Origin of the sequence: Polyangium sorediatum (assembly GCF_029946465.1) — a bacterium.
GTDB lineage: Bacteria > Myxococcota_A > Polyangia > Polyangiales > Polyangiaceae > Polyangium > Polyangium fumosum.
On sequence record NZ_JARZHI010000005.1, the window covers coordinates 164,397 to 185,241 of the forward strand.

Below are 20,845 nucleotides of genomic sequence, written 5' to 3' on the forward strand. Positions count from 1 at the left end.
TCACTGGATGACGATCTGAATGCCGTACGGGCTCGGGTCTCCGGCGAGGGAGCCGCCGCGCATGCGCACGAAGTACGTGCCCGCGGCGAGGTTCTGCGCGAGCGCGGCCCCGCAGTTGCCGATGATGTCATCGCCCGTGGCGAGCACGGTCGTGCCATCGGGCGCGAGGATGTCGACGATCGTGTCGAGCGTCTTCGCCGCGCAGGCATTCGTGCCTTGATCGGTCGTGGTCGCCGTGAGGCTCGAAGCGGGGCCGGAGAGGACCACGGACACCACGTCGACGTCCCCGAGCGGCGTGAGCACCCCGTTCCATGGCGCCACGAAGGCGTTGGCGGTCGCGGGGGTGTCGTTCGGCTCGGTCTCCGTGATTTCGATCGAGCAGGTCGGGCTGCACCCGTCGCCCGCATCCGTATTGCCGTCGTCGCAGGCCTCGGCGGGGGTCTTCTGGCCGTCGCCGCAGACGTCGGCGACCTGGTCGATGCGCAATCGATACAAGAACGTGGGGCTCGGCGCGGCGCCCGAGGCCACGACGCGCGCGAAATAAGACCCGGGCGCGAGGCTCGGCAGGACGGCGCGCGAGCAAGCTCCCTCCCCGGCGTCGTCGTCACTCGCGAGGACGGTCGCCCCGTCCGCTCCGCGGACTTCGAGGATCGTGTCGATCACGCCCGTGGCGCAGCCGCCGTCGCCGACGTCGAGGATCCGCGCGATCACGCTCGTGTTCGCGGCCGCGACGGTGAAGGAGACGAAATCGACGTCCCCTTCGGGCGCGATTTTCGCCGGGAAGGGGTCTTTGTACGGGCTCGCCTGGTCCGGGGTGTCATTCGGCTCGATCTCGCCGAGCTCCACGGTGCATTCCGGCGAGCAACCATCCCCGGCCTCGGTATTCCCGTCGTCGCACTCCTCGCCGGAATCGAGCGCGTCATCGCCGCAGACGGGCGCGGGCTTGCCGCCCGCTCCGCCTTGCCCGCCGCCGCCGCCTTGCCCGCCGATTCCACCGCCGCCGCCCTCTCCACCTTGCCCGCCTGCGCCCCCGGGCCCTGCGCTGGAGGACGTGCTGCTCGACGAGCCATTGCTGCGCGGCGGGAGCCCCGCGCCCTCGCCGCACGCGGCGAGGGCCGTCCCGAGGAGACCCAATACGAGGATCGATCGTTTCATTCGGAGTCCGGGCAGGAGTAACTGAGATCCCAGCTCTTCACGATGGCCGCCGCGCTCTTGTTCGACGCGGGATTCAAGGTGATCGAGAGCTCGAGGTGGCGCTGCCGGGCGTCGCCCGCGCCCAGTTTGTCGAAGAGGGAGAGCGGGCACGGCGCCGGGCCGCTCATCAGGCAGACCTGCGTGTTGGGCGAGGCCTGCGCGGTCGCGACGTTCTTGTAGGCCGCGGCGGCGAGGCCCGCTTGGGTGGTCGCCGTGCGCGCCTTGAACACCACGTTCGTATCGGCGGCCGTGAGCGTGTCGTATGCGAGGAAGCCCCATTGCACCGTGGAGCCCTGCGGGCAAACCGCCTCGTACTTGTACGTGAACGTCGCGGGATCATAGCCGCCGGGGCAGCCGAGATCGACGGAGAGCTTGGCGCCCGCGTCGTTCAGGACCGTCTGGCAGGTCGAGGGGCAGAGCTTGAGCTGGGCCGGGTTCGCCGGGTCGTCGTAATACCAGCCCGCCCCGCAGCCCGCCGCGGAGGCCAGGTTGGCGAGGACGACCGGCGCGCCGGCGCTCGGCGTGAACGTGACCTTCGCGGCGCTCGGATCGTAGACGCCGCCGTTCGGCACGACGAAATCACACGAGAGGGTGTCGCCCTTGATCTGGATCAGCGCCGAGAGCAGCTCGTTTTCGACGTTCCCGCCGGGCGCGACGAAAAAGCCTTTTTTCGTGCCGCCCTTCGTCGCGATCAGGTTCATGAACGTCTGGGCCGCGCCCTGGATGCCGATCGCGTACGTCTTGATGCCCTTCGTCGAGAATGCAGTGCCCGCGAGGTCGGAGATGTCCGTCTCGCTTTCGTTGCAGCCGACCGGATCTCCATCGGTCGCGAAGACCACGATGGCGTCCTCGTTGGGGTTCGCATTCTTGTAATTGATGGCCCATTGCGTCGCGCCCGAGAGCGCGGGGTACATGGGCGTGTTGCCGTTCGGCGATTTCGCGTCCAGCGCGTCGACGAGCTTTTTCTCCTGGGTGTCCGTCGGCGCGGATTGGAGCGTCAGGACGCCGACGTCGACGAGCGGCGATCGGCAGGCCGTGGCGCTGCACGTGGTGTCGTTGCAGCCCGAGACCGGCGCGTTGTCGGGCCAGAACCGGAGCGCGACGCCGAGACCCGCCGAGCCGGGATCCTGGACGAACTTCTTCAGCGCCTTCACGGTCGCCGACCAGCGCGTCTCGCCGCCGCCGATGTTCGTGGTCATCGAGCCGGAGCGGTCGAGGGCGATGAACATGTTCACGCGCTTGACCGTCGCGGTCGTCGTGTTCGAGCAGCTCGGCGAGCCGCAGGCGACGTTCGGCGCGAACGACGCCCAGTTGTCGAGGCACTGGCATTCGTTGAGCTGCGTGTAGCCGCCGTAGCTCGGCGGATTCACCATGATCTCGCGCTTCGTGGCGCTGAGGCCGCAGCTCGCCGCGGGCACGTTGATGCACTTGCCGGGGGGAATGGGGCTCGGCGTCACGCAGCTCTGGACACCGGCGAGCGCCTGGTTCGGGCTGCACTTGCCGAACTGGCCGGAGCCCGCGGCGTAATGGATGAGCTTCACGCCCGCGGGGACCGTGGCGTTTCCGTGGTTGCACACCGGCACCGAGCCGCTGCAGGGGACGCCGATCGAAAGATCGTAGCCGGCGCAGTCCGGATCGGTTTGGCCGGGCAACCAAGGCACGCAGTCGCCCTTCACCGGGCAACCCTGGCCGCAGAGCGTCTTCACGCGGTCGACGCAGAGGTTCGTCCAGGCGACGTTGCAACAATCGGGCAGCTCCTGGCAGATCGTGGCGACGCACGAGTCGCACGCTGCGTCGAGCTTCTCGCCCGAGTCGCACTTGTTGTGGGAGCAAGGCGGATCCTGGTAGCACTTCGCGCCGCAAACGGTGTCGACCATGCCCACGCAGGCAGAGTCCCACTCGAACGGCCCGCACGATTTGCCGCACACGCTGCCGACCTTGTCCACGCAGGACGCGGTCCAGGTCGACGGGTCGCAGGTTTTGCCGCACAAGGCGGGGACCTTGTCGACGCACCGCTGCGTCCAGCCCGCGGTGCACGAGTTCCCGCAGACGGTCGCGACCTTGTCCACGCAGGACGACGTCCATTTCGGCGAAGGACACCTGTCGTTCTGCTGGCAGACCGACCCGACGAGGTTCACGCAGGCCGCGCTCCACGTGCCGGTGCAGCAGCTCGGCTGTGCGGCGCACACCGCGGCCACGCAAGGATCGCAGGCCGTGTTGAGCTTGCTGCCGGTGACGCAGTAATCGTGCGTGCAGGCGACCGTGCCGGGCGTGAAATCGCAACACTTCGGCTCGGCGGCGCAGATCTGCGCCACGCACGAATGGCAGCCCGGGACGAGCGGATTGCCCGTCGAGCAATACCCGTGCGCGCACGTGCCGGTCGTGCCCAGGTTGCAGCATTTCGGATCGTCGGCGCAGACGGTCGCCGCGCACGGATCACACGCCGTCGTGAGCGAGCCCCCCGTCTTGCAATAGTCGTGGCTGCAGGAGCCCCACGCCGGCAGGCCGCAGCACCTCGGATCGGCGTCGCAGATCGAGCTGACGCACGGATCGCAGCCGTCCGTGAGCTTCGCGCCGACCTCACAATAATCGTGCGCGCACGTCCCGCCGTACGTCGTCTCGCAGCAGGTCGGGTCGATGGCGCAGATGTCGTCCACGCAGGGATCGCAGCCAACCCCGAGCGGAGCGCCGACGGCGCATTTGTTGTGGTTGCACGTGCCGAACACCGGCGCCGAGCAGTATTGGTTGAACTGGCAGTCCACGCCCTCGGCGCAAGGCTGGGCCACGCCTTGCGCGGCGAGGTCGGCCGGATAATTGCCGAGATCCCCGGTCTGCCACGTGAAGATGGGCGTCTGCGCGAACGGCTTGAGGCCGCCGGGCGGGTCCTCGTCGAAGACCTGGCACGAGGGATCACAGGGATTGTTCGCGCAATCGGCGAGGACGTTGTTGCTGCCCGGAGGAGCGGGTTTTTCGCTGGAAGCGCCGCCCGGGGCGAAGGGAGCCTTGTCCTCCTGGCACGGGCTCCACGCGCCATTCTGGCAGACGTGGACGCCTTTGAAGCACGACTTCACACCATTGTGCTCCCCGAGCTGCACGGTGCACGTCTTCTTCTGTCCCTCCTGACAGACGGCAGGCGCGCCCCCCGATCCCCCGCCGCTTCCGCCCTGGCCGCTGCCGCCCTCTCCTGCGCCCCCGGCGCCATTGTCCGACCCCCGCGGTGGCAAATCGTCAATTCCCTGACTGCAACCCACGAGCAGGAAAAGAAAAGGCACCACGAAGAGGGAGAGAAGCCCCCGGGATGATGAGGTTCTCGTCGGTCCGGAACCATAAGCCATGAGTGAGCGCCTCCAGTCCAACCTTCCATGATGCATGAAGGCAGTCTGAGATCAAGGCGTTTTGGTCACTGGAGTTATCGGCCTGGTTTCTGACGTTACCAGGGCGCCCCAGCGCGCGGGCCCTCACGCGCCGAGCGTCGTGACGAGCTGCGGCAAAAGCTCGCCGAGGCGCGCATCCACGCACAAAGCCGCGTGTTCGTCGCCCCGCGTCGGGCCGAGGTTCACAATGGCCACGGGCACGCCGCGCTCGCTCGCCCGACGCACGAACCGATACCCCGAGAACACCGTGAGCGACGAGCCCACGACGAGCAGCGCTTCGGCCTCGTCGAAGAGCGCCCATGCGGCGTCGGTGACGCGCGCCGGCACGTTCTCCCCAAAAAAGACGACGTCGGGCTTGAGCGTGCCGCCGCAGCCGAGACAAACGGGGACGTGGAAATCGGCGAAGGCCTCGTGGTCGAGGTCAGCGTCGCCGTCGGGCGCGAGGGCCGTGCCCCACCTGTAGAAAGAAGGGTTTTCCGCGATCAGGCGCTCCTGCAAAGCGGCGCGCGGCTCAATCTCGCCGCAGCCGAGGCAACGCACGCGGGCGAGCGCGCCGTGCAGCTCGATCACGTGCTCGCTGCCCGCGGCCTGGTGCAGCCCGTCGACGTTCTGCGTGATCGTGCCCGCGAGCCGGCCCGCCCGTTCGAGCGCGGCGAGCGCTTCGTGCGCCGGGTTCGGCCGGGCCGCGGCGATCCTCGGCCAGCCGTTCATGCTGCGCGCCCAGTACCGCGCCCGCGACGCAGGTTCGTGCAGGAACTGGCGCGCTTGCATCGGATTGCGGGCGCGGCGCGCCGTCTCGGGGCCCCGATAATCGGGGATGCCCGACTCCGTGCTCATGCCCGCGCCGGCGAGCGCGACGATACGCCGGCCTTCGAGCAGCCGAGCGAGGCGCGAGGCGGGGGCGAGGTCTTCCGCTTCGGCGCTGGAAGAGGCGGAGAGCGACGAGGTCACGCCCGAGCGTAGCGCACGCGCCTTTGCGAGGCTTGTGGAGGGCGGGCGCGTGGATAAGATCCCGCTTGGCCATGGCGAACGACCCGAAGCGAAGGCGAGACGACACGGACTCCGATCTCGCCGTGGAGCAAAAGCGCAAGGTCGAGAAGGCGAAGCGCTGGCAGGTCGTCTTCCACAACGACAACTACACGACGAAATGGTTCGTGGTCGACGTCCTCGTCCGCTTCTTCCACATGGATGAGACGTCGGCGCTGAGCTTCATGCTCGTCGTGCACAGCACGGGCCGCGGCGTGGCCGGCGTTTACACGAAGGACGTGGCCGAGACGAAGGCGAAGCTCGTCCTGGAGCACGCGCGCGAGTACGGGATGCCGCTCCGGCTCACGGTCGAGCCGGACGACGATTGAAGCACCCGCTCAGGGCGCGTCGTCGCGTTTCCCGAGCACGAACGGGACGACCTCCGCCTCGACCTCGTCGAAGTGCCAGAGATCGTTGTGGTGCGCGCCTGCGACGGCGATGAATCGACCGCGCGGCAGGCGCGCTACGAGCTTCTTGCCGAGCTCCACGGGGATGAGCTCGTCGTTGGTGCCGTGCACGACGAGGACGGGCACCTTCACGCCCGCGGCGCGCGCGGCCGAGTCGAATCGATCCTGCAGGAGGAGCCGCACCGGCAAAAACGGGAAGATGCGCGCGCCCACGTCGGGCAAAGACGTGAACGGGCAGAGCAAGAGGACCCGCGCGCCGTGGCCCCGCGCGGCCATCTCCATCGCCACGCCCGTGCCGAGCGATTGTCCCGCGAGCACGAGGTCGCCCCGCTTGATCCCCCGCTGCTCCACGAGGTGCCCGATCCCGCGCTCGGCCGCGTCGAAGAGCGCCTTCTCGCTCGGCTCGCCGAGGCCGCGCGCGAGCCCGTAGCCGGGATACTCGATCGCCGCGAACCCCGCGCCCGCGCGCGCGAAGAGATCCGCGAGCCACGCGCTGTCGGCGATCTGCTCGCCGTTTCCGTGGAAATACACGACCACGGGTCCACGCACCGGCGGCGGCCGGAAGAGCATGGGCGTGCCGCCGTCGATCCGGAGGAGCTCGAAGGTGCCGGCGGGCGTGCGGCCCACCGTGGGCGCGGGGAAGACGATGCGGCGCTGGGCCGCGTACAGGAGCCAGCAGAGCAGCAGGTAGAGCGCGACGATCGTTCCGAGGACGATGGCCATCACGCGACGCGCCCGGCGGGGTTTGGGGCCTTTTCGAGCGACATCGGTCCCCTCGGCCACGGGAGGCGCGCCTATTTTCCGCCGCCGAAGAGGAGCGCGCCGCCGAGGATCGATTCGAGCGCGCCGCCCACGGACCCCACGAGGTCCCCGACCTTGCCGAGCGCCGCGCCCGCCGCGCCCGCGACCTTGTCCACCGCGGCGCCTGCCTTGTCGGCGGCCTTCTCCGCGGCGCCGAGGGTTTTTTCGAGCGTCTTGTCGACCGCGCCCGTCACCTTGTCGAGCGTGCCCGTCACGGCGCCCGTCGCCTTGTCGATCGTGCCCGTGACCGCGCCCGTCGCCTTGTCGAGCGCCTTTGCGTACTTCGCTTCTGCCTTGTCGAGCGTCTTGTCGATCGCGCCCGTGACCTTGTCGAGCGCCGTGTTCACCTTCGTGTCGACCTTGTCGAGCGTCGCGTTCGCCTTGCCCTGGGCTTTGTCGAGCGCCTTGTCGACCTTCGCTTGCGCCTTGTCGAGCGTCTTCGACACCACGCCCGTGACCTTGTCGGCCGCCGCCGAGACCTTCTCCGCGCCCTCGACGAGCGCCGCGCCGAGCTCGTTCATCCGCTCGATCGCGCCCGTCTTCGTGAGCACCGCGCCGAGCACGACCGCGCCGAGCGACCCCGCGAGATCGTTCAGCGACACCGGCTTCGGCGCCGCGGCCGCGCCGCCCACGACGACGGTCTTCACTCCGTCGCAGACCGTCGCCCCGCAGCTCGTCTTGTCGCCGACCCGCACGAGCTGCATCCCGTGCACGAGCACGCTCGGGCTCCCCGCGACGATGGGCTGCGCCACGTGCGGCCCGCACGGCTGGGGCAGGGAAGGGGCGAGCACCGCCATCTGGCCCGGCCCGAGCATCACGTCCGCCGCGCCCGTGGCCACGACGCCCGTTGTCAGGATCGGGACCATGTCCACGATCGAGATCCTCGTCCCCGCCGGCGCCGCGCCGATGCCTGCGCCGAGGCTCGCCGCGCCCGCGCCGCCGAGCCCCGAGGGCCCCACGACCTCGCTGCCGAGCGTCGCCGCGACCATCGCCTGGCTCGGCGTCACGAGCGGCATGGCCGCGTGCGCGAGCCTCGAACCGACCTTCGCCGCGAGATGACCCGTGGTCATGGTGTCCTCCTCACGCCTCCTCCCCCGGGCGGGGGAAACGCACCGTCGACAGAATCCGATCGAAGAGCGGGTTCATCTGATCCGCGTCGACCTTGGCCGCGGTCGCATTGAAGCAAAAGACCGTGCGCCGCCGCCCGAGCGCCATGGCGAGCCGCTGTTCCAGCTCGCCCGATTGCGCCCGCCACGTGAAATGCAGCTCGATCCCCGGCTGACCCCCGAGCGTGCGCTCCTTCCGATCCACGAGCTCGAACCCGTCGAGGCGCTTGCCCAGCTCGGCGAGCTGCTTGTCCGCGTAGGACACGAGCGTCTCCTCGGGGGCGAGCACGTCGCGGGTCATGACGACATTCGGCGCCGTGGATTGTCCGGGCCGCGGCGTGGCGGCGAACGCCACCATCGTCCGGTCTTCCCAGTGGCGGGGTACGTCGAAGGAGACGTCTCGGCTCTCGTATCGCGACATTCGCTCTCTCTTCTCTCCTCAAATGACCGCGGCGCGCTTCACGAAGGCCTCGGCCAGCTCGCCCCAGGGCCGCTCGTAGACCACGTAGCCCTTCTTCGTCAGCGTGTGGACGAACGCGTCGCTCGACGAAAACCCGTTCATCTGCGCCTCGACGAGGTTCGCTTCGAGCTCGGCGCCCGAGACCGGCATCGCGCCTTGCGTCTTCATCACGAAGAGCTGCCCTTCGCCGGGGCTCTGCAGGATCGTCGCGCCCTTCGAACCGCCGTTGATCGCCGACGCGACGTCGTCGCCTGTGAACCCGCCGGCGCGCGAGAGGAGCTGCCCGAGCGATCCGCCGTCCGGCGTCGCGCCCTGGCCGAGGTGGATCTGCGGGCCCGAAAGCGCATTCGAGCCGCTGCCGCCGAACGCGTTTTGCAGCGCGCTCTTCGCGTCGCCGAGCGCGCCCTGGCCTTGCTCCTGGGCCGCGCCGAGCGCGTCCTTCGTGCCCTCGGCCGCGTCTTTGCCCTGCCCCTTGAGGTCACCCCAGAAGTCCTCGGCCTCGTTCTTGATATCGCCCCAGGCGTCCTTCGCGTCGCCCTTGATGTCCTTCCAGGCGTCCTTCGCGTCCTGCCCCGCCTGCTTGAACTCGTCCTTCGTCTGGTTCCAGGTCTCTTTCGCCTCGGTCTTCGTCTGCTTCCAGGCTTCCTTCGCGTCTTCGACCGTCTGCTTGGCGTCAGCTTTCGTCTGGTTCCAGGTCTCTTTCGCCTCGGCCTTGGTCTGGTTCCAGGTCTCCTTGGCCTCTTCCCAGGTCTCTTTCGCCTCGGCCTTGGTCTGGTTCCAGGTCTCCTTCGCGTCGGTCTTGATCTCGTTCCACGCGGCCTTCGTCTCGGCGACGAACTCCTGCGGGATCGCCTTCACGTCCGCGATCATCTCCTTCGCGTCCGCGATCGTCTGCTTGACCGTCTCCTTCGCGCTCTCGATCTGGCCCTTCACCTCGTCGACGACGGCCTTCGCCTGGCCCTTGATCTCCTCGACCTTGGCCTTCGCCTGGGCCTTCCACTCCTCGACCTTGCCCTTCCACTCCTGGACCTTCTGCTTGACCTCTTCCTTGGCGCCCTCGATCCGCGCCTTGAGCTCCTGCACGCGGGCCTTCGCGGCTTCGACCTGCGTCTTGGCCATCTCGATGATCTCGCCCGCCTGCTTCTTCATCTCCTGGAAGCGCTCGACGGCCTGATCCTTGAGCGCGATCACGCGCTCCTTGATCTCCTGCACCTTGGCCTTGGCCTGCTCCTTGAGGTCGTTGATGCGGCCCTTGATCTCCTCGATCTTGGCCTTGGCCTGCTCTTTCACGGCCTCGATGCGGCCCTTGATCTCGTCGATCTTCGCCGTCACCCGCGCCTTGGCCTCGGCGAACTTCTCCTTCACCTCGGTCACCTTGCCGAGCACCGCCGCCTTCGCCGCTTCGAGCTTGCCCTTGAACTCCTCGACGATCGCCACCGCGCGCGCCTTGGCCTCTTCGAGCTTGCCGCGCAGCTCCTGGATCTTGGCCTGCACCTGCGCCTTCGCGGCTTCGAGCTTGCCCTTGACCTCCTGGAACTTCGCGATGGCCATCTGCTTCGCGGCTTCGGCCCGCGCGCGCAGATCCTCGACCGCGCCGCGGATCTTCTCCTGCACGTCGCCCGCGATCTCGCCGGCCCGCGCGCGGATCTGATCGATGCGCTCCTGGAGTTTTTTCTGCTCCAGCGCCACGCGATCGAGGATGTCGTCCACGATCACGCCCGGCACGCCGAGCACCTTGTCGATCGCCGCCTGGAGCTGCTCGTTGATGGCCTCGGGCACCATCAAATACCCCGGCGCGTCCGCGATCGAGGCCGGCGGCTCTTCGAGCAGACGCCGCAACGCGCCCTCGACGGCTTGTTCGTCGAAGCCGCCCGGGATCTCGTCGAAGATCTTCGCCTGGAGCGCCTTCGCCGCGTTGTTCACGGCCTCGGGGAACGAGAGATCGGCGAGGTTGATCTCGGCCGCGCCGAGGGACATCGGCATGGGCGAGCTCGCGCCCGCCGTGTTGAGCAGGACGTTCGGCGCGCCGTCGATGTGCACCTCGCGCCCCGCGAGCCCCGCGAGCCCGCCGGCGCTCACCTTGATGCTGCCGCTCGCGTCGAGGAAAATGTCGCCGCCCGCGAGCGTGAGTGATGCCTTGCCCGTCGAGAGCACGACCCTGTCGTTCGACAGCGAAGCGCCCGTCTCGCCGACCTGGATATGGCACTCGCCCCCGACGACGAGCACGTCACTCTGCTCGACGCGCGTCGTGCGGCTTCCGACGACGTGCAGCGTCTGATCCTTGCCGACCTTCCGCGTCTCGCGCTCCCCGACCTGCACGTCGAGGTCCGTGCCGACCTGGAGCGTGTGTTTCTCCCGGACGACCTCCTCGCGGTCCTTTTGCGCGTGCATGAACACCTTCTCGCGCCCCTTGGCGTCCTCGAAGGTGATCTCGTTGAAGCCGCCGGATCCGGGCGAGCTGTCGCTCTTCCACGACGTCTTCGTCTTGTGATCGGGCAGCTTGTACGGGTGCGGCGACGTCCCGTTGAAGACGCGGCCGACGATGATCGGCTGGTCGGGATCGCCTTCGAGGAAATCGACGAGGACCTCCTGCCCGACCCGCGGAATCGCGACGTTTCCATAGCCGCGCCCGGCCCATACCTGGCTCACGCGGATCCAGCACGAGCTCTCGTCGGTGTACTTGCCTTCGCGATCCCAGTGGAACTGCACGCGCACGCGGCCGTACTCGTCGACGTGGATCTCCTCGCCGGCAGGGCCCACGACGACCGCGCTCTGCAAGCCGCCCATGCGCGGCTTCGGCGTGACGGGCACGGGCCTGTACGGATCGTCGGCGAACACGGCCGTGCCGGTGCTCGACCAATCACCCTCGCTCGTCCCTTCGAGCGTGCGTTGCACGAGCAGCAGGCGGTTCTCCTTGGCGAGATCGTCGCGCGGATGCGCCTCCATGCAGAACACGTCGCCGGGCGAGAGGCCGAGCGCGGTCGTCTGGAACAGGACCTTGCGGCGCCCTTGCCGCGCGCCGTCGAGCCTGCGCGCCGCGAGCGCCTTGGCCTCGCGCTCGTCGACGCGCCCCGGATCCACGACGAACGCGCCGGGCACGTAGCTGTAACTCTCGTATCGATCCTCTTGATCGAACGTCGACTTCGCCTCGGCGATGAGCTGGAAGTCGGGCCGCCTGCGGAAATCGTGATCCCGCAGCGTCATCCGGCCCTGCCGCACCTGGTGCGAGACCTTTACGTGCGTGATCGCGTCGCGGGACTTCGCGTGCTCCAGGTTGTTCACGTAGAGCAGCGGCGCGCCGGCCTCGCGCACCGTGGGATCGGTGACGAGGACGAGCAAGCTCTCCGTCTCGCTGCCCGGATCCGGCGGGCGGAAGTGGTAGCTGATGCCTGCTTCTTCGAGCAGCCGCGAGAGGAACGCGAAGTCGGTCTCGCCGTACTGCACGCGGTACTCGAGCTTGGGGAACGTGCCCGCGTCGAGCTCGAGCACGGGCTCGATTTCCCAATCCGCGAGCAGCTTCTTGGCGATGTCGGGGATCGAGAGGTGCTGGAAGATGCGCTGATTCCTGCGTTGCGAGATCCGCCAGAGCGCCGGCACGATCCGCAGGAAGTACGTCGAGAGCCCGTCCGGCTCGACCTCGATCTGCTCGGCGAACTGCACGACGCCGGTCCAGGCGAGGCCCCCCGCGACCTTGAACCCCGCGCCGTTGCCGACGAGGGCGTCGAGGTCGATGTCCTCATCCACCGAGCGCGCGACGAGCGAGACGTCGAAGAGCGTCGACATCTCCTCGACGACCGAAAAGCTCCGCACGGAGAGGTTGATGTCCTTCGCGGCGAAACGAAGCTCTAGGTTTTCCATGGGACAGCGTGCAAAAGGATACGCGAGCCCAAGGCAGGCGGGAAGACGGAAGCTTCGTGTAGGATGGCCCCGTGCGAAGGCCAGGACCCCCGTGGCTCCTCCCCCTCCTTTTCGCCGTGTGCAGCACGCGTTGCGGCGAAATACGCGTGCGTGGCCTCGCACCGGCGGGCCGGCTCTCGCTCGCCCCTTCACCTGCGCAAACCGTGCAGGCCCCATTGCAGGCGCCCGCGGGCCGTGACGGGGATGTCGGCTCGCCGGACCCGCTGATCCTCGAGGCGCATGATCCTGCGGGCCGGTGGGTGATCCTTTGCCAGCCGCGCGAGGACACGAATGGGGACGGCCAGATCGAGGCGCACCGGGGTAACCACGGCGGGCCGTCCGGCGACGACGTCGACCCCTATCTGATCCTCGGATCGGGCGCGGGACAGCCGATCGACCAGTACGTGGCGCATGCGGGCTCCCACGTCGCCGTGATTCGCGACGGCAAGCTCGTGGTCGTCGACGTCGAGGGGCGGACCGAGACCGTAGTGCCGCGCGCCGACGTGACCGACGACAACGACCCCTTCAGCCCGCACCGAACCGCCGTCTTCGACGCCGCGGGCAGGACGCTCGCCTACCTCGCGACGAAGGGCGAGCGCACGATTGCGATCGTGCGGGACCTCGCGTCCGGCGTGGAGACGGAGGTCGATCCCGGGCCCGGACGGCTGTGGCGCATCGAGCTCCCGGGCGACGACAGCTCGATCGCGATGCAGGTCGTCGTCGCCGATACGAACGGCGACGGGATCCTCGGCTGGCCGATTCCCGCGACCTCGCTCAGCCATCGCCGCTGCCGCACGCGCGCGTCGCACTGCATTTATTCAGGGAATATCGATACCGTGGCGACGCGGATCGTCTCGCTCGCGACGGGGCAGATGACGGTCGTGCCTCCGATCGTGGCGCCGCTCGGGGATCGATGGATCGTCCGGGAGGAGGCGCCCGAGGAGAGCCCGGCCGCGCTGTTTCTGGTGTCGGCGGAGGGAATCGCGCGGCCGTTCGTCTCCGCGGCGTGCGACGGAGATCCGTTTTACCTGGATCACGGGCGCAAGCTCGCGCTCGTGGTTTGCCGGAACGGTGCCGTGAGCTTCAGCCATGAGCCGGAGCGGATGCGCGTCGAGCTCCACGGCGAGGATGTTCATTGGCCGCTCGGCGTGTACGTCCAGGATCCGCGCTTTTATACGAAAAAGGTGGGGACGGGGAGCGTCGTGTTGCTCTGGACCGTGAACCCCGAGGAGGGCAACGCGGACCCGCCGGACGTGCTCGTCGACATGGAGCACCACGGCGTGCTCCACCCCTTTCCCGAGGGAGCGCGCGCGCTTTCGGCCTACGACAGGTATGCGCTGTACGTGTCTGCAGAGAACAAACTCATGCTGCGTGATAGGAGGCTCGGCGAAGATTTCGTCCTTCGTCCTTCCGAGCGCAACGTGCTCATGGATCAGGTCGGACGGTTTGCCCATTGGGGCTCCGAGGTCTTCGACCTCGAGCGCGGCGTCGTCGGCGAGGTGTCCCTCTTTTATGCGATGGTCCTGACGACGGACGGATGGGCCCTCGGCGTTCCGCACACGCCCGAGGACAAAGTCCCGGAGCGAAACGAGCTGTGGAGGGGGCCTTTGCGCTGGGCGAAGCCGAAGCCGGAACCGTATTACGGCCGCTTCGGTTCATGGTAACTTCCGCCTCGATGCTCCGCCTCCACACCTTTCCTCCGTCCCCCAACGCCCTCAAAGTTCGGTTTGCGCTCGCCGAGCTCGGCCTCGTGTACGAGCCCGTCGAGGTGAATCTGCTCCGCGGCGATCAACGCGACGCCACCTTCCTCGGCAAGAACCCCCACGGCAAGGTCCCGGTCCTCGAAGACGGAGCGCTCGTGCTCCGTGAATCCGACGCGATCGTGGCCTACCTCGGCGATACGTACGGAGCCGCGTCCTGGCCGAAGAGCCCGGCCGCGCGGGCCGAGGCGCTTCAATGGCTCTTCTTCGACGCGGCGAATTTCGGATATGCGGGGCGCCTCTGGTGGGCCGACGTGCTCACCCCGAAGACCGGGCGCACGGGGCCCGCCGCCGGGCCGGAGCTCGTGGGGCAGGTCGCCACCGACGTCGGCCGGGCCCTCGGCGTGCTGGAGACACACCTCGCGTCCCGCGACTATCTGCTCGGCGACTTCACGCTCGCCGATTGCAGCGTCGGCGTGATGGTGAACCTCCTCCGCGGCACGCGCCTCGATACGCCGGAGGCATTCCCTGCCGTGACCGCGTATCGTGATCGAATCCGTTCCCGCGCCGCGTGGACGGCGGCGGGCGGGAAGGCGATCGAGGTATGACGAAGGCCACGAGCAAAAAAACAACGAAACGTCCCGCGCCTGCGCCCGAGGACGTCGAGGCGTTCCTCGTCTCGCTCGCGCATCCCTTCGAGAAGGAGATTCGCGAGCTCCGGACGATGATCCTCGGCGCGGACCCGCGTATTGGCGAGGGCATCAAGTGGAACGCGCCGAGCTTTCGCACGACGGAGTTTTTCGCGACGTTCCATTTGCGCGCGAAGGACGGCGTGCAGATCATCCTGCACCTCGGCGCGAAGAAACGAGCGACGTCCCCCGACCTCGCCATCGCCGACCCGGAAGCGCTGCTCGAATGGCTCGGCAAGGACCGGGCGTCGGTGAAGTTCCGCGACGCGAAGGACATCCAGGCGAAGCGGGCTGCCTTCGTGGATGTCGTTCGCCAGTGGATCGAGCACGTGTAGCGGCGCGCGGAGGGGGCGAGAAGATGCGTCGGCCCAACGGCGGGCAACGCGCCCGATTTCACCCTGGATGCTGACAAATCACGGCCTGAAAGCAGGTTCGAGCCTTCCGACCCGCGCAAACCCCGCGACGGTCTCCCGGCGCCTCGTTCGGACATGCTCGAACGATGTACAGGAAGTGGTGCAGGCCACGTTTAGAAATGTCCGAACGATGCACAGGCGCCCCGGTGGGGCGTTCGGACGTGCGCGAAGGCTCACGCGACGCCCGGCGCGACGTTTGGGCGTCCCAGAATGTCGGGCCGGGCGTCTCGTGTGTCGTTTGGGGATGGCAGAATGCGTGGCTTTAGGGCTCCTGTGCATCGTTCGAGCATGCTCGAAGACGGGATCCCGATCTCGGGGCAGAATTTGCCAGCAACAAAAGCGGCATTTCGGCGTTCAGCCCTCGTCGCCCGCGTCGCCGCTCCCGCTTCTGCCCCTCTTGGCGCCACGTTCGTGTCGCAAGAAGAACGACTCGACGAGCTTGTGTTGCCCTGGGAACGCCACGCGGAGCATCCTTCTCTGCCATCTCGGCGGCGTCGAGCGCGTCGCGGATCACCAAGCTTCAGAGAGGAGTGACGGTGAAGTTGGTGCTGATCCCCTTCACCTGCGTGAACTTCCCGCTCGTCGTGGTGCTGATGCTGCCCCGGTTGAAGCGCATCACATCGCGCATCGCGGCGCCGTAGGTGATCGCGGCCCAGTCCCAGTCCCACGAGGAGCTGCCCGGAATCTGGCGGTGGTCGTACTGGTCGACGATGTCCTCGAACCCTGATTTACCGGCAGCTTTGTTACCGAACGTCACCGTGACGGTCGGCCGCCCGGTCGGGTGGTCGATGCGCGCGTTGTTGCTGGTGCGCAGGAAGCCTGTGAACGAGACAGTGAACGTGACGCCTGCGTACGCGGTGTAGCGGATCTGCGACGTGGTCCTGTTCACCTTCAAGGAGATCAACATCGTGGTATGCGGCGGGATCGGCCCCGTGTACGAATCGGTTTGCGTCACCGTCTCGGTAGTGGACGTCGCCTCGTTGTACGACTGGCTCGACTCGAAGCCGAATTCGGTCGTCACGGTGCTTTCGCCGAAGAACGGGATCTTGGCCTCGTTCTCGATTGCGAGAGAGAAGCTTTCGGTGAAGCTGACGTCCGCTGCGTGCGAGGTCGTCGTCGCCAGCGAGTATTCGAGTGCCTTGCTGAGGGTTGCCGTTTCACTGGACGAATTGACAACGGTCATGGTGCCGCCGGTGATGACATCCGTGCCCGTGATTTCGGGCGTCCCGTAGACGAAGGTCGCAGGGTCGAGGGTGGTCCCGAAGTCCGACAGCGTGATCTTGAGTCGCTCGTTCGACCTGTAGCCGCTGGCGTAGGGGTCGGACGGGTTGTAGCGAGCCTGAAGCACGTAGCCGTCGCCGGAGGGGCTCACGTCGAAGCCCTGCCCGACAGCGGTGCCCTGCGTCCCGCCGGCCCAGGCGAAGCCGAGCATGTGCGCCAGCATGGCGAGGTTGTAGGTGACGGTCGGATCGTGGGCGACGGCATGCTTGAGGGTTGCGAGATTGGAATACGCGAGCTCGCCGCCGAAGTAAGGCTCCTTGACCGGATACGTGGAGGGGGTTCCCTCCGGTGGCGCGAACAGGTCCAGCGTGAACTGCTGGTTGGTGCCGTAGTGACAGGTCGACTGCTTGATGGGCGCCGCGTTGGCGGTGCTCGCCTGCCAGACGTCGAGACACAGACCGCTATGCTTGGCCTTGAGGGCGTAGCGGCCGTTGGGGAGAGCGACGGCCTCGAATTTCTGGTTGTCGCCGGTCTCGCAGTTCCATTGCTGCACGTCGGCTCCGTTGGCGGTGGTCGCATAGGGGATGTCGAGGCATAGGCCGCTGTTCTTGTTGACGATGCGGTAATACCCGTTCGCCTGCTGATCGAGCTCGAAGCGCTGGTTGTCCCCGCCGTGACAGTTCCCCTGCATGAGCTTTGCGCCCATCGCCGTGCTCGCCCCGGAGATGTCGAAGCAGAGGCCGCTGTTGACGGGCTTGATGTTGTAGAACGTGCGGCCTTGCAGCTTGAACTTCTGGTGGCCGCCGTTATGGCAGGAGTATTGCTGGATCTCAGCGCCGTTCCCCATGCTCGCGTAGGCGACGTCCACGCACTTGCCGCTGTGCTTGGCCACGAGCCAGTGGAACCCGTCGTAGTTGTCCACGATGTGGAACTTCTGGTTGTCCGTGCCGACGCAGGTCCATTGCCGGAGCTGGGCGCCGTCCGCGGTGCTGAGGTCGGGCACCTCCAGGCACTTGTTGCTGTGCTCGAAGATCAGGTTGTAAGAAGAGTCGCCCGCCGGAACGAGCTTGAGCTTCTGGTTGGTGCCGCCGTTGCAGTTCCCCTGCTTGACCAGCGCGCCTTCCGCCGTGCTCCCGTTCCAGACGTCCAGGCACATGCCGCTGTGCTTGGCGGAGAACACTGTGCTCGTGCCCGTGCGGGCGTTTAGCTCCTGTTCCGTGGACTCGATATCTTCGTTTTCGCCGAGGTCGTGGTCGGACTCGACCACGCATCCCGTCAGCACGAAGGCGCTGGCGAGGGCCACCAAGCTGCCCAGCATTCTTTGCCGCGCCCTGCGCGGGAGAGCCATTTCGAGCGCAAGAGGCGCGCAGGCCTTGGCGGGAGCCGAGGAGGCGAGGATTGTCGAGGGAGAGAGCTTCATGGTGGATGTCTCGTGTGCGGGTAAGCCGAGGGTTGAACCAAGCGCGCCACCGTCGCTCCGCGACGGTGGCTGGCGAAGGGCGCTCTTCGAGCCGCGTCGGGGGCGAAGCTTCGCGCTTCGCGACGTGGCGTCGTGTGCTGCGAAGGCCCATTGCACGGCGTGGGCCAACGGTGGATCCCCGCGCTCGCCGCAGCGGGCCGGCCGTATCCAGGCGCAGGTGGACCGGCGGCGGGAGGCGCGGCAGCTTGACAAGTCGTCGTCCCTTACAGTTTGTAAAGGGACCTCCCCGGCAGATTGTAAACCCGAGCGTCTGGCCTTGGGTTTTCGTGTGTTACTTCACGCCCGCGCGTCGTTCTCTTGCTTTTTGAATCGACCAGGGCGGCCGCGAGGTGGGACGCGGCGCGGTCGGTGTAGCATCGCGCTGTGCAAGCAGACCCGAGCGCAGGAAAGGCGCCGCGCGGAGAGGCGCTCGAGCTCGTCATCTTCGCCGGCGACGCCGTTCTGGCCCACCCATTGCCCCCGAGCGGCCGGGTCACCATCGGTCGGGCCGAGGACAACGACGTTCGCATCGAGCATCCCTCCGTCTCGCGCCGGCACGCGGTCCTCCACCTCGACCCCGGGCTTTCGCTCGAGGATCTCGGCAGCGCCAACGGCACCAGTCTGCGCGACTCACGAAGGACGCCGGAGGACGGCTCGACCCAGGGGCTGATCCAGATCGCCGCGTGGAAGGTGGACGTCACCCCCGGCGACACCCTCACCTTCGGCTCCGTGATGACGGTGATTCGCCGCGCGGCCCCGCCGGACGAGCTGCTCCCGGCGGGCGACGGGCTCGCTCCCGGGGTCGTGGTTCACCACCCCGCGATGCGCGCGCTCTACGCGCAAGCCACGCTCGCCGCCCGAAGCTACCTCAGCGTGCTCGTCCTCGGGGAGACGGGCGTGGGGAAGGAGGTGCTCACCCGGGCCGTCCACCAGCGCTCCCCGCGCGCGAAAAAGCCGTTCGTGGGGCTCAACTGCGCGGCGCTCTCGGAGTCGCTCCTCGAGAGCGAGCTCTTTGGTCACGAGAAGGGCGCGTTCACCGGCGCGCTCCAGGCGCAGCCAGGGCTGTTCGAGGCGGCCGACGGCGGTACCGTGTTCCTGGACGAAGTGGGCGAGCTGCCCATGACCATGCAGGTGAAGCTCCTCCGGGTCCTGGAGGAGCGGCAGGTGCTCCGCGTCGGCGGTCGCAACCCGCGCCCGGTCGACGTGCGCTTCATCGCGGCCACCAACCGCGATCTGGAGGCCGAGGCGGAGCGCGGGGCGTTTCGGCAGGATCTCTTCTTCCGGCTCAACGGGATCACGCTCACGATCCCGCCGCTCCGCGAGCGCGCCGAGGAGATCGCGGCGCTGGCGCGGACGTTCGTCGAGCGGGCGTGCGCGCAGCTCGATCGACCCCGGGTGCCGGCGCTGTCGGGCGAGGCGCTGGCGCAGCTCGAGCGCTACGCGTGGCCGGGGAACATCCGGGAGCTGCGCAACACGATCGAGCGCGCGGTGGTCCTTTGTGCGGGGGAGACGTTGCGGCCGGAGCACCTGCCCTCCCGGTTGCAAGCCAGTGGTGTCAAGGCGCCGCCGTCGAGCAGGAGCGATGCCGCGCCGCCGTCGAGCCTGCCCGCTCCTCCGTCGCGCCCCGCGGCGGCGCGAGCGGACGAGCGAGAGCGAATCATCGCGGCGCTGGAGGTCTGCGCGGGGAACCAGACGCAGGCGGCGGCGCGGCTCGGCATCTCGCGGCAGACGCTGATCGCGAAGATCGAGGCCTACGGGCTGCCGCGTCCACGGAAGCGGACATGAGGCGCTGTCGGAGATCGGCCGCGTTTTTCCTCGCCGCCTCGCTCACGACATTTGCTGCCCGCGCGTACGCCGCCGCGGATCCCCCGCGCGCCGGGGAGGAGGTGGAGGACGAGGCCCGCGCCCGGTTCGAGCAGGGCGTCGAGCTGCTCCAGAAGGGCGCGTGGTCGGATGCGCTCGTGGCCTTCTCGACCTCGGCGCGGCTCTACCCCACCCCGCAGGCGATCAACAACGCCGCCATCTGTCTGCGAAAGCTCGGGCGCTACGACGAGGCGCTGGATCAGGTCGGGGCGCTGCTCCTCGATTTTCCGGATCTGCCGGCCGAAAAAAGGCAGGCGGCGGAGCGCGAGGCGGCGGAGCTGGCAAAGTTGGTCGGGGCGATCTCCGTCGAGGGGGCCGAGCCAGGGGCGCAGATCACGATCGATGGGCGCGACCGGGGCATCTTCCCCGCTCCGCGTCCGTTCCGCGTGCTGACGGGCAGCCACCTGGTGCGCGTCCTCCAGGAGGGCTTTTTGCCGTTCGAGGCGCGCGTCGAAGTCGTCGCGGGGGAGACTTTGCGGATCACGGTTTCCAGGCAGCGTCGCGTGCCGGAGGCTCCCCCGCCGGCGCCCGGACCGGCCCCGCGCGCTGCCCCTCCGGCGCGACGCTTCGGCATCGAGCTCGCGGGGGCGATGATGATCTCGCCCTCGTTCGGCGGCGAGATCATGGAGACCTGCACAAAGCGCTGCGACGCCACCCCCGCGCTCGGCGGGTACGGCGTGCTACGCGGCAGCTACGCGATCGGGGCGTCGCTGGACCTTGGCATCTCCGCCGGGTTCCTCGCTGGGCGTAAAACGCTCACGGATCGACGCACCCCCCTCCATCCGCCCCCGAGCGTTCCCGTGGGGCCCGTGGACGACACCCTCACGCTCAGCGGCGGGCTCCTGGGGATCTGGGTGGGGACACGGCTCGGAAAGCAGCCTTTCCTCGATCTGCGCTTCGGCGCAGGGGCCATGCTCGGACGGATGAGCGACGTCCGGTCGTGGACCGACGCGGAGACCCACGCCGCGGGTCCGTTCGGCGCGACGAGCTTCGGCGGGTTCCTCTACCTCGATCCCGAGGTACGCGTGGGCGTGCGCGTGGGGGAGCACCTCTCGCTGGCGGTGGGCGTCGAGGCGATGATGCTGCTCGCCGTCGCTCCCCCGGCGTGGCCCGAAAATCGAGCGTTCTCCGATCCGAGGTACGGCATTTTCACCTTCAGGTCCGAGTCCCTGGCCGGCCCGGTGTTGTTCCTGGTGCTGCCGAGCGTTTCGGCTCGCTACACCTTCTGAGCGGAG

The 20,845-nt window shown here is 68.2% G+C and carries 14 protein-coding genes; 6 read left to right on the forward strand and 8 right to left on the reverse strand.

From position 1 onward, the window contains the following. From QHF89_RS08555 to QHF89_RS08565, 3 genes are all read right to left on the reverse strand, one after another. A complete protein-coding gene (locus tag QHF89_RS08555; protein WP_136967618.1) occupies positions 1 to 1,155 on the reverse strand; it encodes a DVUA0089 family protein in 1,155 nt (384 codons plus the stop codon). Next, complete coding sequence (locus QHF89_RS08560; protein WP_284720243.1) at positions 1,152 to 4,469, reverse strand: vWA domain-containing protein; 3,318 nt, start codon at positions 4,467 to 4,469, stop codon at positions 1,152 to 1,154. The genes QHF89_RS08555 and QHF89_RS08560 overlap by 4 nt, the downstream gene beginning before the upstream one ends. Positions 4,470 to 4,652: 183 nt before the next feature. Continuing rightward, the gene (locus QHF89_RS08565; protein ID WP_136967620.1) at positions 4,653 to 5,519 is read right to left on the reverse strand and encodes an NAD-dependent protein deacetylase; all 867 of its coding nucleotides are present in this window, start codon (positions 5,517 to 5,519) and stop codon (positions 4,653 to 4,655) included. 71 nt (positions 5,520 to 5,590) lie between these two features. Here QHF89_RS08565 and QHF89_RS08570 point away from each other — a divergent pair, with 71 nt between their 5' ends. Next, on the forward strand, positions 5,591 to 5,923 hold the full coding sequence (locus QHF89_RS08570; RefSeq protein ID WP_136928272.1) for an ATP-dependent Clp protease adaptor ClpS: 333 nt from the start codon (positions 5,591 to 5,593) through the stop codon (positions 5,921 to 5,923). Between the two features lie 9 nt (positions 5,924 to 5,932). Here the strand turns inward: QHF89_RS08570 and QHF89_RS08575 are convergent, their stop codons facing one another. The 4 genes from QHF89_RS08575 to QHF89_RS08590 form a co-directional block, all read right to left on the reverse strand. Further along, positions 5,933 to 6,724, reverse strand: coding sequence for an alpha/beta hydrolase (locus QHF89_RS08575; protein ID WP_136967621.1), 792 nt, complete (start codon positions 6,722 to 6,724; stop codon positions 5,933 to 5,935). Positions 6,725 to 6,795: 71 nt separating this feature from the next. After that, the gene (locus QHF89_RS08580; RefSeq protein WP_284720244.1) at positions 6,796 to 7,872 is read right to left on the reverse strand and encodes a PAAR domain-containing protein; all 1,077 of its coding nucleotides are present in this window, start codon (positions 7,870 to 7,872) and stop codon (positions 6,796 to 6,798) included. A gap of 10 nt (positions 7,873 to 7,882) precedes the next feature. Further along, positions 7,883 to 8,329 carry a DcrB-related protein gene (locus QHF89_RS08585; protein ID WP_136967622.1) on the reverse strand — a complete coding sequence of 149 codons (447 nt, stop codon included), beginning with the start codon at positions 8,327 to 8,329 and terminating at the stop codon, positions 7,883 to 7,885. Between the two features lie 18 nt (positions 8,330 to 8,347). Beyond that, the gene (locus QHF89_RS08590) at positions 8,348 to 12,226 is read right to left on the reverse strand and encodes a type VI secretion system Vgr family protein (protein ID WP_284720245.1); all 3,879 of its coding nucleotides are present in this window, start codon (positions 12,224 to 12,226) and stop codon (positions 8,348 to 8,350) included. A gap of 146 nt (positions 12,227 to 12,372) precedes the next feature. On the opposite strand from QHF89_RS08590, the gene QHF89_RS08595 reads away from it, so the two are divergent. From QHF89_RS08595 to QHF89_RS08605, 3 genes are read left to right on the forward strand one after another with little or no spacing between them, the layout of a single operon-like run. After that, positions 12,373 to 13,929: a hypothetical protein gene (locus tag QHF89_RS08595; RefSeq protein WP_284720246.1), complete on the forward strand. Its 1,557-nt coding sequence runs from the start codon at positions 12,373 to 12,375 to the stop codon at positions 13,927 to 13,929. Between the two features lie 11 nt (positions 13,930 to 13,940). Then, entirely contained in the window at positions 13,941 to 14,573 is a 633-nt protein-coding gene (locus QHF89_RS08600) for a glutathione S-transferase family protein (RefSeq protein ID WP_284720247.1), read from the forward strand. Further along, positions 14,570 to 14,989, forward strand: coding sequence for a DUF1801 domain-containing protein (locus QHF89_RS08605; protein ID WP_136967625.1), 420 nt, complete (start codon positions 14,570 to 14,572; stop codon positions 14,987 to 14,989). Before QHF89_RS08600 ends, QHF89_RS08605 begins: the two co-directional genes overlap by 4 nt. 598 nt (positions 14,990 to 15,587) lie before the next feature. Here the strand turns inward: QHF89_RS08605 and QHF89_RS08610 are convergent. Continuing rightward, positions 15,588 to 17,708, reverse strand: a complete 2,121-nt coding sequence (locus QHF89_RS08610) for an RICIN domain-containing protein (protein WP_136967626.1) — start codon at positions 17,706 to 17,708, stop codon at positions 15,588 to 15,590. A gap of 423 nt (positions 17,709 to 18,131) precedes the next feature. Between QHF89_RS08610 and QHF89_RS08615 the strand changes: the two genes are divergently transcribed. Together QHF89_RS08615 and QHF89_RS08620 are read left to right on the forward strand one after the other, a co-directional pair. After that, on the forward strand, positions 18,132 to 19,532 hold the full coding sequence (locus QHF89_RS08615) for a sigma 54-interacting transcriptional regulator (RefSeq protein WP_136967627.1): 1,401 nt from the start codon (positions 18,132 to 18,134) through the stop codon (positions 19,530 to 19,532). Then, complete coding sequence (locus tag QHF89_RS08620; protein ID WP_136967628.1) at positions 19,529 to 20,839, forward strand: PEGA domain-containing protein; 1,311 nt, start codon at positions 19,529 to 19,531, stop codon at positions 20,837 to 20,839. The genes QHF89_RS08615 and QHF89_RS08620 overlap by 4 nt, the downstream gene beginning before the upstream one ends. Positions 20,840 to 20,845 lie beyond the last annotated feature (6 nt).

What these genes read in the sequence shown, in the direction of transcription:
- QHF89_RS08555 (WP_136967618.1), bottom strand. Translation starts at nt 1,155, where the DNA reads ATGAAACGATCGATCCTCGTATTGGGTCTCCTCGGGACGGCCCTCGCC.
- QHF89_RS08570 (WP_136928272.1), top strand. Translation starts at nt 5,591, where the DNA reads ATGGCGAACGACCCGAAGCGAAGGCGAGACGACACGGACTCCGATCTC.
- QHF89_RS08575 (WP_136967621.1), bottom strand. Translation starts at nt 6,724, where the DNA reads ATGGCCATCGTCCTCGGAACGATCGTCGCGCTCTACCTGCTGCTCTGC.
- QHF89_RS08580 (WP_284720244.1), bottom strand. Translation starts at nt 7,872, where the DNA reads ATGACCACGGGTCATCTCGCGGCGAAGGTCGGTTCGAGGCTCGCGCAC.
- QHF89_RS08585 (WP_136967622.1), bottom strand. Translation starts at nt 8,329, where the DNA reads ATGTCGCGATACGAGAGCCGAGACGTCTCCTTCGACGTACCCCGCCAC.
- QHF89_RS08590 (WP_284720245.1), bottom strand. Translation starts at nt 12,226, where the DNA reads ATGGAAAACCTAGAGCTTCGTTTCGCCGCGAAGGACATCAACCTCTCC.
- QHF89_RS08600 (WP_284720247.1), top strand. Translation starts at nt 13,941, where the DNA reads ATGCTCCGCCTCCACACCTTTCCTCCGTCCCCCAACGCCCTCAAAGTT.
- QHF89_RS08605 (WP_136967625.1), top strand. Translation starts at nt 14,570, where the DNA reads ATGACGAAGGCCACGAGCAAAAAAACAACGAAACGTCCCGCGCCTGCG.
- QHF89_RS08610 (WP_136967626.1), bottom strand. Translation starts at nt 17,708, where the DNA reads ATGAAGCTCTCTCCCTCGACAATCCTCGCCTCCTCGGCTCCCGCCAAG.
- QHF89_RS08620 (WP_136967628.1), top strand. Translation starts at nt 19,529, where the DNA reads ATGAGGCGCTGTCGGAGATCGGCCGCGTTTTTCCTCGCCGCCTCGCTC.